The 15871-nt window shown below is 42.2% G+C and carries 16 protein-coding genes and 1 pseudogene; 9 read left to right on the top strand and 8 right to left on the bottom strand.

Annotation, left to right across the window (positions count from 1 at the left end):
• Position 1 precedes the first annotated feature (1 nt).
• The 5 genes from K370_RS00240 to K370_RS00220 all read left to right on the top strand — a co-directional run bounded on the left by K370_RS00240 (position 2) and on the right by K370_RS00220 (position 6799).
• Positions 2-1255 carry a DUF2231 domain-containing protein gene (locus tag K370_RS00240; RefSeq protein ID WP_047536715.1) on the top strand — a complete coding sequence of 418 codons (1254 nt, stop codon included), beginning with the start codon at positions 2-4 and terminating at the stop codon, positions 1253-1255.
• Complete coding sequence (locus K370_RS00235) at positions 1245-2633, top strand: TolC family protein (RefSeq protein WP_047538604.1); 1389 nt, start codon at positions 1245-1247, stop codon at positions 2631-2633. Before K370_RS00240 ends, K370_RS00235 begins: the two co-directional genes overlap by 11 nt.
• Position 2634: 1 nt before the next feature.
• Complete coding sequence (locus tag K370_RS00230) at positions 2635-4029, top strand: multicopper oxidase family protein (RefSeq protein ID WP_047536713.1); 1395 nt, start codon at positions 2635-2637, stop codon at positions 4027-4029.
• 158 nt (positions 4030-4187) lie between these two features.
• Positions 4188-4439 carry a heavy-metal-associated domain-containing protein gene (locus K370_RS00225; protein ID WP_047536710.1) on the top strand — a complete coding sequence of 84 codons (252 nt, stop codon included), beginning with the start codon at positions 4188-4190 and terminating at the stop codon, positions 4437-4439.
• 29 nt (positions 4440-4468) lie between these two features.
• The gene (locus tag K370_RS00220; protein WP_047536708.1) at positions 4469-6799 is read left to right on the top strand and encodes a heavy metal translocating P-type ATPase; all 2331 of its coding nucleotides are present in this window, start codon (positions 4469-4471) and stop codon (positions 6797-6799) included.
• A 118-nt stretch (positions 6800-6917) separates the two neighbouring features.
• Here the strand turns inward: K370_RS00220 and K370_RS00215 are convergent, their stop codons facing one another.
• The 7 genes and pseudogenes from K370_RS00215 to K370_RS00180 all read right to left on the bottom strand — a co-directional run bounded on the left by K370_RS00215 (position 6918) and on the right by K370_RS00180 (position 11417).
• Positions 6918-7232 (bottom strand): thioredoxin family protein, encoded by a 315-nt coding sequence (locus K370_RS00215; protein ID WP_047536705.1) that lies wholly within the window; start codon positions 7230-7232, stop codon positions 6918-6920.
• A gap of 17 nt (positions 7233-7249) precedes the next feature.
• The gene (arsH, locus tag K370_RS00210; RefSeq protein ID WP_047536702.1) at positions 7250-7969 is read right to left on the bottom strand and encodes an arsenical resistance protein ArsH; all 720 of its coding nucleotides are present in this window, start codon (positions 7967-7969) and stop codon (positions 7250-7252) included.
• Positions 7970-8448, bottom strand: a pseudogene (locus tag K370_RS00205) (arsenate reductase ArsC). It lies immediately after the preceding gene.
• 15 nt (positions 8449-8463) lie between these two features.
• Positions 8464-9531, bottom strand: a complete 1068-nt coding sequence (gene arsB / locus K370_RS00200) for an ACR3 family arsenite efflux transporter (protein ID WP_047538601.1) — start codon at positions 9529-9531, stop codon at positions 8464-8466.
• A gap of 22 nt (positions 9532-9553) precedes the next feature.
• On the bottom strand, positions 9554-9877 hold the full coding sequence (locus tag K370_RS00195) for an ArsR/SmtB family transcription factor (RefSeq protein ID WP_047536699.1): 324 nt from the start codon (positions 9875-9877) through the stop codon (positions 9554-9556).
• A 502-nt stretch (positions 9878-10379) separates the two neighbouring features.
• Positions 10380-11054, bottom strand: coding sequence for a hypothetical protein (locus tag K370_RS00185; protein WP_152603128.1), 675 nt, complete (start codon positions 11052-11054; stop codon positions 10380-10382).
• 150 nt (positions 11055-11204) lie between these two features.
• Positions 11205-11417, bottom strand: coding sequence for a hypothetical protein (locus tag K370_RS00180; RefSeq protein ID WP_047536691.1), 213 nt, complete (start codon positions 11415-11417; stop codon positions 11205-11207).
• 185 nt (positions 11418-11602) lie between these two features.
• Here K370_RS00180 and K370_RS00175 point away from each other — a divergent pair, with 185 nt between their 5' ends.
• From K370_RS00175 to K370_RS00165, 3 genes are all read left to right on the top strand, one after another.
• Positions 11603-12235 carry a LexA family protein gene (locus tag K370_RS00175; protein ID WP_047536688.1) on the top strand — a complete coding sequence of 211 codons (633 nt, stop codon included), beginning with the start codon at positions 11603-11605 and terminating at the stop codon, positions 12233-12235.
• Positions 12236-12241: 6 nt separating this feature from the next.
• Complete coding sequence (locus K370_RS00170; RefSeq protein WP_047536685.1) at positions 12242-13516, top strand: Y-family DNA polymerase; 1275 nt, start codon at positions 12242-12244, stop codon at positions 13514-13516.
• A 70-nt stretch (positions 13517-13586) separates the two neighbouring features.
• Complete coding sequence (locus K370_RS00165) at positions 13587-14573, top strand: hypothetical protein (RefSeq protein WP_052185113.1); 987 nt, start codon at positions 13587-13589, stop codon at positions 14571-14573.
• A gap of 36 nt (positions 14574-14609) precedes the next feature.
• Here K370_RS00165 and K370_RS00160 read toward each other — a convergent pair whose 3' ends face one another.
• A complete protein-coding gene (locus K370_RS00160; protein WP_047536682.1) occupies positions 14610-15251 on the bottom strand; it encodes an SOS response-associated peptidase in 642 nt (213 codons plus the stop codon).
• A gap of 463 nt (positions 15252-15714) precedes the next feature.
• On the opposite strand from K370_RS00160, the gene K370_RS12210 reads away from it, so the two are divergent.
• The gene (locus K370_RS12210) at positions 15715-15858 is read left to right on the top strand and encodes a hypothetical protein (protein WP_160255831.1); all 144 of its coding nucleotides are present in this window, start codon (positions 15715-15717) and stop codon (positions 15856-15858) included.
• Positions 15859-15871 lie beyond the last annotated feature (13 nt).

The raw sequence follows: 15871 nt of genomic DNA, 5'->3' as shown, positions 1-15871 counted from the left end.
GATGAAACTATTCAACTTATCGTTGTTTATTCTTTCTCTTGCGATAGGTGCATTTACGCCAGCTTTTGCCGCGGATGCCCCTCAAGAGAACAATACCTATCAATCATCCTTTGATGACTACAAACCCTTATCTGATGACAACTTATCAGATTGGCAATCTATAAACGTACCTTCAAGCGGTGGCGTTCATGCCGTACACTCCATGGCTGGCATGCAACATAAAATGACGCCAGAGCAGATGGCTAATATGTCTTCTGAAAGTAAGGATATGCCTGGAATGGAGGGTATGGACCATAGCAAGATGGAAGGCATGGAAAATACGGACTCAGGTAGTATCAAAGGTATGGATCATAGCCAAATGAAACATGACCATTCTGCGGCGCCAATGGCAGAGATGGATCATGGCAGTATGAAGTCCAAGTCTGATAATAAACCACCGATGCAGGCTATGAAAAAAGACGACATGCCAGAGATGAGCCACGACAAAATGGCCGAGCATGATCATGCTAGTTCTGATATGAAAGCGATGGATCACTCCAAGATGAGTGAATCAAAGCCGGATGAAATGCAACCAAGTCATGACGCTGCCGCCCAAGATGAGTCTCAACCACACGAGCATGCCTCTAAACAAGGGGCTGAGCATGCAGGTATGGTAATGCCTTCAATGGCTGCATCTAAAGTGCAACCCACACAATGGCAGATAATTCCTAACTTTCATCCGATTGTTGTGCATTTCCCAATTGCTTTAACCATCATCGCATTTCTATTGAGTATCGCAGCTTACGCACGACGTAGCCATCCGATCTCGGCACAGCTGGCCGCCGCTGGTCACTTTATCTTATGGCTTGCTGCAATCGGTGCTGCAACAGCAGTGTTATTTGGCTGGCTCGCTTTTAATTCAGTGAACCACGATGATGCTGGCCATGCAGCGATGTTGTTACACCGTTCTTGGGCCATTCCATCGGCTTTAGGCTTAATCTTGCTGGCTAGCTGGGATGCATGGAAGTATCGTGTCAATGAACTGATATCAGTACCAATGTTGTTTTTACTTTTACTGCTTTCTCAAGCGATTGCTGTGACAGCATGGTTGGGAGGAGAAGTAGTTTATCGACACGGCATAGGTGTGTTATCTATTCCCGCCAGTGAGGGTGCAGGCCATGGTCACCACGGTGATGTTAATGCTACCGCTAACACAAGGTCTGATAAACCTACAGAGCAACATGATGATGAAAAAGGAGAATCGCATGAACACTAATGCACAACATGCAGCAATCAAATCTCGTACTCTAATCGCCATTATCAGTGCCAGTTTTGCACTCGGCGGTTGTGCTACTTTTTCTAAAGATGGTGGTTTTGGCGCTGTGCAAGATACTACTCAAAAACACATCAAGCAAGAGGTGGTTTGGCCAAAAACAGAAGGTGAAAAGAATAAAGTCACTGAACGTGTAAACGAATTATTATCGAAACGTTTAAATGTAGAGCAAGCCGTACAAATTGCTCTATTCAATAATAAAGGGTTGCAGGCAGACTTTTACAACCTTGGTATATCGGAAGCGGATTTGGTGCAGGCTGGTCGTTTGCCTAACCCTAAGTTTTCTATGCTGTATGTGAGAAATAATGGTGAATATAGTATAGAACAAGCGCTCACGTTTAATATTTTCTCGCTTATAACCATGCCTAAAATGAAAGAGATAGAACGCCAGAGATTTGTGCAAACTCAGAAGAAAACTGCTTTTGAAGTGATTAAAATCGCAAATCACACACGTATTGCCTATTTCAATGCAGTCGCTGCAACAGAGCAAGTACGCTATAGCGAGCAAGTAAAAGAATCTGCAGAAGCCAGTGCTGAATTAGCAAGACGGATGGTCAAGGCAGGTAACTTTAACAAGCTACAGCAAGCACGTGAGCAGAGCTTTTATGCTGATGCAGCACTAGATTACGCAAGTGCGACAAACAAGAAAGTATCTGCCTATGAAGCGCTATCACGTTTGCTAGGTGTATCAGTTGATCAGTTTAGTTTGGAAGAACGTTTGCCAGATTTACCTAAGTCAATCACAGAGTTGCAACCATTTGAGAAAGCAGCTTTTGAACAGCGACTAGATTTACAGGCTATGCGACTAGAAACGGATGCATTAGCTAAACAACTCGGGCTTACCAAGACGACACGCTTCATTAATGTATTAGAAATTGGCCCAGCAAGAGTGTTAGAAGGTCGTCGTGGCGATCCTTATAAAAAGGGTGTAGAGCTTTCATTTGAATTGCCAATATTTGATTGGGGTACAGCGCGCGTTGCACGGGCTGAATCCATTTACATGCAATCGGTCAATCGGGTCGCACAAGTAGCAATCAATGCACAGTCTGAAATCCGTGAGGCCTATAACACCTATCGTACCAATTACGATGTGACAAAGCATATACGTGATGAAATTGTGCCGCTTCGCAAAAAAATTCTGCAAGAAAACCAACTTCGCTATAACGGCATGCTGACCAGTCCATTTGAACTGTTTGGAGATGCGCGTGCGCAAGTGACAAGTGTGCAAAGTTATATCGAATCTTTACGTGAATTTTGGGTGGCCGATAGCACATTACAAATGACACTTATTGGTAACGAAAATATGATTGAAGGAAATTAACATGGATTTTTCTAAATTTAACAGACGTGACTTTTTTAGATTAGCAGGTGCAGGTATTGCTGCATCCGCAGTTAGTAAAGTAGCAATGGCCGCATTACCAGAAATTGTTTCTACAGAGCATGCTAATACTCAAGCGCCGTTGCAACCCAATACCGGCCGACCTTACAATCCAGTAGTAACACTTAACGGTTGGACTTTGCCATGGCGTATGAATAAAGGCGTAAAAGAATTTCATTTAGTGGCTGAACCAGTATTACGTGAAATTGCACCTGGTATGAAAGCGCACTTATGGGGTTATAACGGCCAAAGCCCAGGGCCTACTATTGAAGTAGTTGAAGGCGATAAAGTAAGAATATTTGTAACGAATAGACTACCTGAACATACAAGCATTCACTGGCACGGACAGCCATTGCCAAACGGAATGGACGGCGTGAGTGGTTTAACACAGCCACCAATACAACCTGGGAAAACTTTTGTCTATGAGTTTGAGGCTAAGCGTCCAGGTACCTTCATGTACCACCCACACGCCGATGAAATGGTGCAAATGGCGATGGGCATGATGGGTAGTTGGGTGACGCATCCAAAAAATCCTAAATTCATGGCCGTTGACCGAGATTTTGTATTTTTACTCAGTTCCTACGATATAGAGCCTGGTAGCTATACACCTCGGATAGCGGAAATGCTGAACTTCAATTTGTGGGCATTTAATAGCCGCGTTTTTCCAGGCACAGACCCATTGGTAGTGCGCAAAAACGACCGAGTACGCATTCGTGTTGGCAACCTCACCATGACGAATCACCCCATCCACTTGCACGGACATGAATTTGAAGTGACTGGCACCGATGGCGGTTGGGTGCCGAAAACAGCACGCTGGCCAGAGGTTACTACAGACATCGCGGTAGGCCAGATGCGCGCCATTGAATTTGTGGCGAATAATCCTGGAGATTGGGCATTTCATTGCCATAAAAGTCACCACACTATGAACCCGATGGGGCATGACGTACCTACATTACTCGGTGTAAAGCAAGGGGATTTGGTGAAAAAAATTGGTAATCTAGTGCCTGACTACATGCCCATGGGCGCAACTGGTATGGCCGAGATGAGTGAAATGGCTGGCATGATGGATATGCCGCTGCCAGAGAATACACTGCCCATGATGTCCGGCACTGGTCAATTCGGTGCCATTGATATGGGTGGCATGTTCACCACGCTCAAAGTGCGTGAAGGTTTAGCGCGTAACGATTATAAAGATCCAGGACCTTACAAAAACCCTAAAGGTACAGTTGCACATGAAGTGATTAACGATTTACCACCTGTTGAACGATCAGAGATGACTGTTCCAGAAGGCGGTACGGAAATGTCTGTACGAAAACCGATGGAGCATATGGAGCATTGATTTAACTTAACACCAGCTATAAAAGTTAGTATAGCTGGTGTTGTTAATTCAATGCGTCTTTACATCTAAGATGTGTTATCGAACAGACTTTGAACATCAATTGATAGATGACAAGTTGGCAGATATTTGCTTGAATACAATGAAAAAGGAGTTTCACCATGCAAGCTGAAATTATACAAGTAACAGGAATGACCTGTGGCGGTTGTACATCTAATGTTACACAAGCGCTTAAAACCGTTAATGGAGTTAATGATGTCACCGTTTCTTTATCCGATGGGAAGGCAACAGTGCAATATGACGAGAAATTAACCTCTCCTGAACAATTAAAATCAGCGGTAATAGGAGCTGGTTATGGGGTAGATACATCCAATACTGCACAGCAATCTCAAGGTAAAGGCTGTTGCGGATAATTGCTTTATAACAGCAGGAGTGAGACATCATGATTATAAATAGTCCTGTATTGCAAGCATTAAAAGACCCCGTCTGCGGCATGGCGGTGACAGATCAATCTCCTAACGTATTCAATTACAAAGGCAAGCCAGTTTATTTCTGTAGTGCTAGCTGCAGAGCTAAGTTTGTGGGTGATCCAGCGAAGTATTCAGATAAAAACTCAAGCTCGGATAGCAAAGTTTTAGAAACAAAATCTACTTTGTCCGAACCTATCCCCACTGGGACTATATACACTTGTCCGATGCACCCAGAGGTTCGGCAAGATCAGGCTGGAGATTGTCCAAAGTGTGGCATGGCATTAGAGCCAGAAATGCCTATTTTAGATGATGCTGAGAGTCCAGAATTGCACGACTTTAAAAGACGATTTATCTGGACGCTTCCGCTCACTATTATCGTCACTTTCTTAGCCATGCTTGGTCATCGGTTGCAGTGGTTTGAGATGACCACACAAAGTTGGATTGAACTGGTGTTAACGCTACCTATAGTGCTATGGGCAGGCTGGCCTTTCTTCGAGCGGGGTATCCAATCAGTAATCAATCGTAGTCCAAATATGTGGACGTTGATTGGATTGGGTACTGCAGCGGCTTTCATTTATAGCGTTGTGGCCACGGTTGCACCAAACGTATTCCCTGCATCATTTATGGCAATGGGTCGTGTATCCGTATACTTTGAAGCGGCAGCAGTGATTATATCGTTAACATTACTCGGCCAAATTCTAGAGCTCAAAGCACGTTCACAAACGTCTGCTGCAATAAAATCATTGCTTGGTTTATCACCTAAAACAGCTCGCAGAATAAATGCTGATGGAGTGGAAGAAGATGTTCCTCTCACGCATGTACATGTTGGTGACATGTTACGGATACGTCCAGGTGAAAAAATCCCTGTCGACGGTGTGGTGACTGAGGGTGGCAGCGCTGTAGATGAGTCCATGCTCACCGGTGAACCAATGCCCGTGACTAAAGGTGTCGGCGATAAGCTCATTGGCGCAACGCTAAACACTAACGGCGCACTAATCATGCGCTCAGAAAAAGTAGGTTCGCAAACTGTATTGGCCAGTATCGTGCAGATGGTTATCCAAGCCCAGCGCTCCAAAGCACCGATGCAACGTATGGCAGACCAAGTGGCTGGCTACTTTGTAGTCACTGTCGTTGCAATCGCATTGCTGACATTTGTTGTTTGGGGGTTATTTGGTCCAGAACCTAGCTGGGTTTATGGCTTGATCAACGCAGTGGCGGTGCTTATCATTGCATGCCCTTGCGCTTTGGGATTAGCTACTCCGATGTCAATCATGGTCGCTACTGGTAAGGCAGCAACGCAGGGTGTTCTGTTCCGCGACGCAGCCGCTATCGAAAACTTCCGTAAAGTAGATACCTTAATCGTAGACAAGACTGGTACGCTGACAGAAGGAAAGCCGCGCTTTAATCAAGCTTTGGCATTATCAGGTTATACCGAAGACGAAGTATTAGGTCTAGCAGCCAGCCTTGACCAAGGCAGTGAACACCCATTAGCTGATGCTATTGTGAAAGCCGCGCGTGAAAAGGGTTTGGTTATTGATAAAGTAGAAGACTTTGAATCCAGTACGGGTATTGGTGTGCGTGGCCGTGTAAACGGCAAACAACTGGCCCTAGGGAATACTGCGCTGATGACTCAACTTAATGTGCATATCGAATCATTGAAAGTACAGGCAGAAGAATTACGTGCTACAGGCGCCAGCGTGATGTATTTGGCCGTTGATGGTCAGCTAGCAGGGTTGCTTTCCGTGTCAGATCCAATTAAGGAAAGCACAGCCGAAGCATTGGCTACTTTACAATCATCTGGCATGCGCGTCATCATGGCGACAGGCGATGGATTGATGACAGCAAAGTCCGTGGCCTCCAAGTTAGGTATTGATGAAGTATATGGAGAAGTTAAACCTGCAGACAAATTAGCACTCGTAGATAAGTTGCAGCGCGAAGGTCGTATTGTGGCAATGGCAGGAGACGGTATCAACGATGCCCCTGCGCTTGCGAAAGCTGACGTTGGTGTCGCTATGGGTACTGGCACTGATGTAGCGATGAATAGCGCTCAGGTAACACTCGTTAAGGGTGACTTACGCGGGATTGCGCAAGCTCGTGCTATATCGGAGCAAACCATCGCTAATATGAAACAAAACTTAGGTTTTGCTTTTGTTTATAACGCATTAGGTGTGCCGCTAGCTGCGGGAGTGCTTTATCCATTCACTGGATGGTTACTCTCACCCATGATTGCGGCTTTGGCGATGAGTTTGAGTTCAGTTTCTGTGATTACGAATGCATTACGTTTGAGAAATTCTCACACATAAAATGTAGTTTTATGATTTTAACTTGAATTCACAATCCGCTTAGGGCCGAACTATTACATCTCAGCAAAAAGACATGAAGCGGCTCAAAGTAGACGATTGTAATTAACTATAATAATTACTAATCAATCAAGTTTAATGCTGATTCAATCTCTTCGGGGTTGAATTGCCTTACTAATCGTTTCAACTCGACTCCATTTTTCATAAAAATCAAAGTCGGCCAAAGCTTAACAGTAAATGTCCTACCAAGAACGCGACCCTTGCCATCTTCAATCTTGATATGCCGTATATTGTGGTGTAGGACAAGCTCAGAGGAAATAATGTCTTGTGCCACTTGGCAATATTCACACCACTCAGCACCAAACTCCAGCATCACAGCACCAGTGAGTTGATTGATTTCTTCGCGTGTAGGTTCGGATATTGGTGAGGTCGTCATTAGGATGTTTTACTTTCTTAAATCTTTTGCTGATTAACACGACTGCTGAGTGCATCCACTGATTCTTTACGTTCACTGTATCGATCTACCAGTAACCCTGATACATCACGTGTTAATAACGTGAATTTAACCAGTTCCTCCATCACATCAACCACTCGGTCATAGTATGCAGATGGCTTCATTCTGCCATCCTCATTAAATTCTTGGAAAGCTTTAGCGACAGATGATTGGTTGGGTATAGTAATCATCCGCATCCAGCGTCCCAATATTCTCATTTGATTGACTGCGTTGAATGATTGAGAACCACCCGATACTTCCATGACGGCAAGTGTTTTCCCCTGCGTTGGTCTAACAGCGCCCATGGTTAATGGTATCCAATCAATTTGTGCCTTCATGATGCCAGTCATTGCGCCATGTCTTTCAGGTGAGCACCACACCATGCCTTCAGACCATAGCGCCAGTTCTCGTAACTCCTGCACTTTGGAATGTGTGTCTGGCGCATCATCAGGTAATGGCAAACCATGCGGGTCGAATATCTTAACTTCGCCTCCTAATGCTTCGAGCAATCTAGCCGCTTCAAGTATCAGTAATTTACTGTAAGACCGTTCCCGTAAAGAGCCATATAGCAATAAAAAACGAGGTGCATGTGTAGAGGGCGTGTAATTGGTTAACTCAGAAACGTGAGTTTTACTGAGCAGTGTATTGTCAATGTTTGGCAAAATATCAATTGTTTCCATTTAATTAATCTCACCAATTGCATTGAGCTGAGCTTGAAGTTGAGCTTCGTTTTTAGCTTCAAATAGTGATGCTGGTAATTTTATAAATGCTTCAATACGTTTACGCAGTATTAAATAGGCCAATTCAAAAGCCGCATCAATCTCTGCATCGGTTCCTGTTGCTTTTGCAGGGTCTTCAACACCCCAATGCGCTCTAATCACTTTGCCTAAATAAGCTGGACAAGTTTCACCTGCAGCATTACCACAAACAGTAATTACGATATCGGGTGTTACTGGTAGGTTATCCCAAGACTTACTGTAATAGCCTTCAGTTGCAATGCCTTTAGATATTAACAAAGCAATAGATTTCGGATGCACATATCCAGCAGGCTGACTACCTGCACTCATGGTTTTATGCCACTAGGTGCTAATGCATTAAATGTCGCTTCAGCTAAGATGGAACGGCAAGAATTGCCCGTACATAAAAATAATATGTTCATGCGTTACTCTTAAAATTAATTAGTTTCATACCAATGTTTACTGCGATTAACGATAGATACCACCGATAACATCACAGGCACTTCAATCAACACACCAACAACAGTGGCAAGAGCTGCACCTGAGTTAAACCCAAATAATGCAATTGCAGTAGCCACAGCTAGCTCAAAGAAATTTGAAGCACCAATTAGTGCAGATGGACCAGCTACGCAATGTGCTACTTTGAGTTTCTTATTCAGCCAATAGGCCAACATTGAATTGAAATACACCTGAATAGTAATTGGAATGGCTAGAAGTCCAATAATGATAGGCTGAGCTAATATTTGCTCGCCTTGAAATGCAAACAAGAGTACTAATGTAATGAGTAATGCTAAGAGTGAGATTGGATGTAAGCGTTTAAGCGTGATTTCTAAAGTATTAACGTCTTTTGATAGCAGTAGTTTACGTAAGATTTGACTAATCACCACAGGCACTACGATAAACAACAAAACAGATAAAAATAGCGTAGCCCAAGGCACAGTAATGCTTGATAGGCCGAGTAACAAAGCAACAAGTGGAGCGAATGCAAACAACATAATGGCATCATTAATTGCCACTTGAGAGAGCGTAAACTTAGGCTCACCACCACATAAGCCACTCCATACAAATACCATTGCCGTGCATGGCGCAGCGGCTAATAGAATCAATCCTGCGATGTAGCTATCAATCTGTTCTACAGGTAACAAGCCAGCAAATAAGTGTCGTATAAATATCCAAGCCAGTAATGCCATTGAGAAGGGCTTCACCACCCAATTGATAAACAGTGTTACTCCTATGCCTTTGCTATGTGTCAGCACTTCTTTCATTGCACTGAAGTCAATTTTAAGCAACATCGGAATAATCATCAGCCATATCAACACCGCTACTGGAAAATTCACTTCCGCAACCTTTAGACTTCCTACTAATTGGAAGAAACTTGGAAAGACTTTGCCTAGTGCGATACCTACAGCAATACAGCCAAGCACCCACCACGTTAGATTGCGTTCAAAAGTTCCGATTGCTGGTTTAGTGATTTGCAATTCGCCTGATTCAGTTACTTTATCCATACCCATCCTTACTTAGAACTCTCTATTTTGGTTTGCATATAGAGGAAGGAGCGCAATCTTTTGCCCCTGCACAGCAATTTTCAGTGAGGTAAGCTAGCAAGCCATTCATAGCCTCATAGTTTGCTGAGTAGTAAATAAAACGGCTCACTTGGCGTGAATGAATCAATCCAGCATGGCTTAATTCTTTAAGATGGAATGAAAGCGTGCTGGCGGGGATTTGAAGTGTTTCGCCAATGCTTCCGGCAGGCAGGCCTTCTGGTCCAGCCTGCACCAGTAGTCTGAATATTTCCAGACGCGCTTCTTGGGCAATTGATGAAAGTTGTAATACGGCTGATTTAATATCCATGTAGCTATATTTCCATAAATATAGAAATACAGTCAAGAGATATATTTATTTAGCGAATGGCTGCTTCGGGCCGGATAACGTCAATCCTAAGTAGTCGAAAACGGCCCAATTCGGACATTCTGCTTGAATGATGAGTAGGCCAAATGTTCAGTTCAACGGAGTTTCCATTCCAGTTAGTGGTGAAACTTCTTTTAATTCCAAAATGGAGTCATGGCCGACGAGCCTAGTAGTTCCATTCACTCTTTTTACGCGATATGACTTCGGTGTTTTCTTAATGCATGTCACATACTTTTCATATTCAATCTCATAGCGGCCTGTTGAAAAGGCAATGTCGTATGTTTTTCCGATTTCCATTTCGAATCTTCCAATTGGCTGTGTCTGATGAATTAAAACATGAATGTGGCGACTAAGAGCTTAACGTTGGAAGCAACCTGCCGCCGAAATGCCAGAGGGATGGAGGGAACCCAAAGCGCAGCTTTGGGCGGTCAGGTTGACTGAAAGGTTAGGAGTGTTTACGTACATCAACTAATTTTCCCACATCAACCACCACTTCATACTCATCTGATTGATCTGAAAATAATACATGATCTTTGGAGTATGTTGTTTCTAACACGACTCTGTTGTTTTCATTGAACCAAGCTTGGTTTCGATAATGAATGTATGCGAACTCTTTGGCCGCCTCTAATGAAGTAGTCCACGCCTGACCGAAAGAGTTATTTTCAAGCTCACTAATATCGCAACCTCGATACAGGGTTAGAACTTGATCAAGTAATTCAATATCATTAGGCGTTAGAACCTCTGTGAGTTTTATTTTGGGATGCCAACATTCGTTTTCTTGGCGAGTATAGAGTTGGTGAAGGCCGTTGTATGCATAACACGAAAATGAGTACCGTAAAGTATCAAGCACCTGAATAACATCCTCATTGTCGATTTCATCTACAAGGTCGCAGTGATGTGAACGTATAAACTCTTCAGCCTCGTTGTCTTGGCCAAAATCCAAGTCCCGTTTTACTCCTGACGCCTCGAAATTTTTAATGGCTTCAATGTATGTAGATATTGTGCTAATCGCAATTGGCTTGAATTCGGCAAAAAACGATTCATTAAGTTTGTGTTCAATAGATTCAACAACAATTTTCATGTTGCTGGCCATAAAGTTGCGATCAGAATCACTAAACACTAACCAGGCTCCAGATTAAACACACTTAACAGTAATTATAGAGACAGAGAGTCTGTTCGAAAATATTCTAGTCAAAGTAAGCTCAATTAGGAAATATCTAACTTCCTTAATTTAACTCTGAATCAATAGCTGAATTTGTAAACTATCTGATTATGGCTTCACGCTTAACTTTAATCGAGCTGCAATGCTTTTATCCTGTTCCCTTTTATCATTAATATTTTTTAGCTTCATAGCACCAACAAAAGATGCAATAGACATTAAGAATGCAAAGCCACAAAGAAAATAACCGAAAAAGTACAAACCTTCATTTGATTGATGGTGGGCATCAGCCAACAATCCAGCCGCAAAAATATATAAAAACATATCAAATCTCCATTACGAATCGGTTATCTATAATTATAGCGATATAGCGATATAGCGATATAGCGATATAGCAATATAGCAATATAGCAATATAGCAATATAGCAATATAGCAATATAGCAATATAGCAATATAGCAATATAGCAATATAGCAATTTTAAACTTGATTACTGTTACAATAATCAAATGAACGATAATAAATCAAATATTTTAGAAATAACCCATGGTGGTGCTCGGCCTAATGCTGGCCGCAGAGAAGGTACAGGCAAGTTTGGTGAGCCGACATCTGTAGTCCGTGTTCCAGTCAGTCAAGAACCTGTCATTAAAGATTTTTTGGCAGCCTACCAGCATAAAAAATTATTGACTGATCTAGATGTGATTGCAGAGTTTGAGTTACCGAGTCTTAGCGCGTTGCCTGTATCACTTCCATTGTATTCATCAAAAGTCTCTGCAGGCTTTCCATCACCAGCTGACGACCATGTAGAAACACGCCTTGATCCAAGTGAGTTCTTGATTGATCAAAAAGACGCTACATTCTTCGTAACCATCCAAGGTCAATCAATGATTGATGTCGGCTTGTTACCAGGTGATAAAGCCGTAATTGATCGCTCTAAAGATGCTTCTGTTGGCGATATCGTGTTGGCTATTGTGAATGGTGAATTCACTATTAAAATTCTTGGTCGTCATAGCAAGACGAAAGCCCCAAGACTTTTACCAGCAAATTCCACAGGCGCATATTCCCCCATAGAAATTACTGAAGAAATGCAGTTTGAAATCTGGGGAGTTTGCACAGGCTCCTTTAGACGTTTCCAAAAGTAGTGTTGTATGCGCAGTATTGCCCTTATCGACGTAAACAACTTTTACGTTTCGTGTGAACGTGTATTTAATCCCAAGCTAATTAATATTCCTGTCGTTGTTTTATCAAATAATGATGGCTGCGCCGTAGCTCGTAGCAATGAGGTTAAAGCGCTAGGTGTCGGCATGGGTGCGCCTTGGTTTAAGTTCGCAGACTTGGCCAAGCAACATGGCATCAAAGCCCTCTCAAGCAACTATGCCCTCTATGCTGACATGAGCAATCGCGTCATGAATATCTTGCGCGAATTTAGCCCAGACCAAGAGGTTTATTCGATTGATGAATCCTTCCTCGAACTCACTGCATTTAAATCGCTGGATCTAATCAATTATGGCCAACAGATGCGCAAGCGTGTTCTGAAGTGGACTGGGCTGCCCGTATGTGTTGGCATTGCTTCAACTAAAACACTATCCAAACTGGCCAATCATTGTGCTAAAAAGCGTTCTGAATTTAATGGCGTGTGTAATTTCAATGCCATGCCAGTTATTGAGCTGGATAATCTATTAGGTCAAATTGGAGTTGGTGAGATTTGGGGTGTGGGCCGCAAACTAGCCCCCAAGCTGCAAGCGCTTGGTTACAACACCGTACTGGATTTAAAACGCGCTGATGCGAATGCGTTGCGACAGCAATTCAGTGTTGTCATGCAGAAAACGATTCATGAGTTAAATGGCATAGTCTGCATTGAGATGGAGGAAATTGCTCCGCCTAAGAAGCAGATAGTTAGCTCAAGGAGCTTCGGCCATGCAGTGTACGACTACAACAGCCTGTCAGAATCAATTACGTTGTACATGAGTCGCGCTGCAGAGAAATTACGTAAACAACAGTCATTTGCAGGTTCGGTATATGTATTCATCAGAACGAGTGAATTCAAGCCTAATCAACCTTACTACAGCAACGGCATGACACTTCCAATGCCATCCCCCACCGATGACACTAGACAACTGGCAAACGTCGCTCTATGGGGCTTAAAACAGATATTCAAACCAAACTTTAAATACGCGAAGGCAGGAGTAATGCTCTCCGAACTGGTTCCTTCAGCTGGCGTGCAAACCGATTTATTCAGCCAGGTGCAAGTCTCACCTAAATCAAATGCTTTGATGGCTGCTATGGATAAGATTAATCGTAAAATGGGTAAAGAAGCCGTTAAGCTGGCCAGCGAGGGTTTTACGCGGCCTTGGAAGATGAAGCAGGAAAACATGAGTCCGAGTTATACGACTAAGTGGGAAGATTTACCCGAAGTAAATTAATAAACATTCTATAATATTAAGGTTCCAACTTATTTGAAGTAAGCTATTAAATTAATTAAGAAAAACAATTATGACATTGGTTATTGCAGGACATGAGTTAGCAAAAGATCCTTGGGATTCTGTTTGGGGTGATGAGGAAAAGAAACGCACTACTTCAAAGGGTCAAGAAGCTCCTAAACTTAAAGCAAGTGGATTATTTGTGGTAGCAGATAGTGTAATTACTTCAATGGGTTCACAAGGAGCGACTCCAATATTGAGTGGCCATCGTAAAATTCATGAAATAACAATTAAAGTATGGAAGCCATATTTCGTCGGAAGATACTTTAAAAGCTATTCTTCTACATTTTTGGAGTCTAATTGCTTTATAGCCTTTTCAGGGAGCACTTTAGCTGCTTCACACGCTATTAATACAGTTACAGAACATTTAAAAAAATTAGAAATAAGTTACAAAAGAAATGAAAATTTTTCAAACCCTGGAAACTACATTGTACAAAGGCATTGTCAATATAATTTACTAAAAGATCCTAAAGACCCAACCTCGTGGGGTGAAGATACTTTTTTAGATAGTGACTTCAAGGGAATAGTTACAGCAGATTTTCTGGCCGATACAATAGAACATTCACTTAATATTGCACTTTCGTCAGTTCGAAAGTATTGCATCAGCCAACAAGATTTAAATAATATGCACACCGATTTTGTAGTTGGAATTTACTGCCCCTGCAAACATACGCATCATTTATATACATACAGAATGCAGTCTAAAACTGTAAATGGTGTCATTGAAGTTTATTTTAATCGACAAGAAATGCTTCAAAATCAAGTTGCAGTATTAGGGATGCGGAAGAAATTTGAAGATTCTGCACAAGCCAAATTTGAAGCCGCGACAAAAGCAGGCAATTCGACAGGAGAAATGCTATATCAATTTCTAAATTCTGCGATTGATGAAGTTGAAGCATCTCGTAGCTATACAATTTCACGACCATCTATACACATTGAACTCTTTGAAGGTAAGTTTAAGAAAGTTAACCTTACCAAAGATTCAAGTTCAAATTACTAGAAGTCAATGACCTAACTTAAATTGCCAGTTTTTAATTCATTTTTGGGGTGCTGGCTCTGAAAGTAAAAAATGTTTTGGTGTTAGTTTTAGTAAATTATTAGCTTTATGATTACTTGAAAACAACCAACCCATGTAATCCGAATCATTCAGCACCACAATTGAACGCTTTTCATCTTCTGGCCGATGGAAATGTTTCATCACTTCATGGCCATCTGCGTTGATTGTAAGCATTGAAAAAGAGAATATAACCTCCCCTGTTTCCTTATCGATTATACGTTCCCAAATGGATGCGGCTGCTGATGGTTGCCCGTCAGATCTTCTGATACGCCAACGTACTGCCTTACCAGTTTCCCAACTAGGTTCATAGAAACTTTCCATAAGTACCAAACCGAATCTACGTTCCTTCCAAGCCTCTCGATAACTAGGTTTTTCGTGAACAGTTTCTGATCTTGCGTTGTATGTGCGTAAGCCGTATTTCTTTTTATCAGGTGCCCAATGCGGAACAAGGCCAAACTGGGCTAGCTCGCAGCGTGGCTTACCATCATCAAGGTAAACAAATGGGGCGGAATATGTTGGGTATGTTTCATCGCGCCATTCCTCGTTAGGTAATTCGCAATCAAAGTGCTTCTTTACCCAGTCGGCATGGTGATTTTTAATTGGTTGAAAATTGCTGCACATTACGCTCTGGATTGTCGATTTTTCTTGTGCAATTTATTTGCAAAAAAACACGCCAAAGCAATGTAGATAACGCCGATTGTTAAAATAATCATAGCTAATTCGTACATAATAAAAATCCTAAAATTAGGACAGAAGTTATTCTGTCCTTTTTATCTAAGTTTTTGACTTAGCTTGTTGTTCACGGGCGTTATTAATCTTGCGCAATTTATACGCCATGATTACGCTGCCAATAGTCATTAAAACGGCTAAACCTAATGTTAAAGTGACTGCATTCATAATGTATCCTCTATATTCAATTCGCAATCGAAGTGCTTTTCTACCCAATCGGCATTCTGCAATATTGCCATATTATGCCCAAAACGTGTTTACTTTTATTGGGTTAGTGAAAGGGTTTCCAAACGGTTTCGAAAGGGTTTAATGAACTGTTTCAAAACGGTTTCTTAACAGTAGACTCAACAACTTCTTGGATAGTTACCTTGAATCCAACGTGGTGCGTCAATTGCGTGAAGCAGAGGTGCGTTGTAAAGCGAAAGGTTTAACGGGTAAGGCTTTAGCGATTTGTACAGCCCCAAAAGCGGGGGCATGGACAATTAACACTGGCCTGTAATCTGTAATTCGCA

It is taken from the genome of Methylotenera versatilis 7, from assembly GCF_000799165.1.
GTDB classification, from domain to species: Bacteria; Pseudomonadota; Gammaproteobacteria; order Burkholderiales; family Methylophilaceae; genus Methylotenera_A; species Methylotenera_A versatilis_A.
This window is presented reverse-complemented; position numbering and strand designations above follow the sequence as displayed.

Excerpts from the sequence above, each read along its gene's own strand:
- arsB (WP_047538601.1), bottom strand. The coding sequence starts at position 9,531 with ATGGATAAAGTAACTGAATCAGGCGAATTGCAAATCACTAAACCAGCA.
- arsH (WP_047536702.1), bottom strand. The coding sequence starts at position 7,969 with ATGGAAACAATTGATATTTTGCCAAACATTGACAATACACTGCTCAGT.
- K370_RS00195 (WP_047536699.1), bottom strand. The coding sequence starts at position 9,877 with ATGGATATTAAATCAGCCGTATTACAACTTTCATCAATTGCCCAAGAA.
- K370_RS00230 (WP_047536713.1), top strand. The coding sequence starts at position 2,635 with ATGGATTTTTCTAAATTTAACAGACGTGACTTTTTTAGATTAGCAGGT.
- K370_RS00225 (WP_047536710.1), top strand. The coding sequence starts at position 4,188 with ATGCAAGCTGAAATTATACAAGTAACAGGAATGACCTGTGGCGGTTGT.
- K370_RS00215 (WP_047536705.1), bottom strand. The coding sequence starts at position 7,232 with ATGACGACCTCACCAATATCCGAACCTACACGCGAAGAAATCAATCAA.
- K370_RS00180 (WP_047536691.1), bottom strand. The coding sequence starts at position 11,417 with ATGTTTTTATATATTTTTGCGGCTGGATTGTTGGCTGATGCCCACCAT.
- K370_RS00160 (WP_047536682.1), bottom strand. The coding sequence starts at position 15,251 with ATGTGCAGCAATTTTCAACCAATTAAAAATCACCATGCCGACTGGGTA.
- K370_RS00165 (WP_052185113.1), top strand. The coding sequence starts at position 13,587 with ATGACATTGGTTATTGCAGGACATGAGTTAGCAAAAGATCCTTGGGAT.
- K370_RS00170 (WP_047536685.1), top strand. The coding sequence starts at position 12,242 with ATGCGCAGTATTGCCCTTATCGACGTAAACAACTTTTACGTTTCGTGT.
- K370_RS00175 (WP_047536688.1), top strand. The coding sequence starts at position 11,603 with ATGAACGATAATAAATCAAATATTTTAGAAATAACCCATGGTGGTGCT.
- K370_RS00240 (WP_047536715.1), top strand. The coding sequence starts at position 2 with ATGAAACTATTCAACTTATCGTTGTTTATTCTTTCTCTTGCGATAGGT.
- K370_RS00220 (WP_047536708.1), top strand. The coding sequence starts at position 4,469 with ATGATTATAAATAGTCCTGTATTGCAAGCATTAAAAGACCCCGTCTGC.
- K370_RS00235 (WP_047538604.1), top strand. The coding sequence starts at position 1,245 with ATGAACACTAATGCACAACATGCAGCAATCAAATCTCGTACTCTAATC.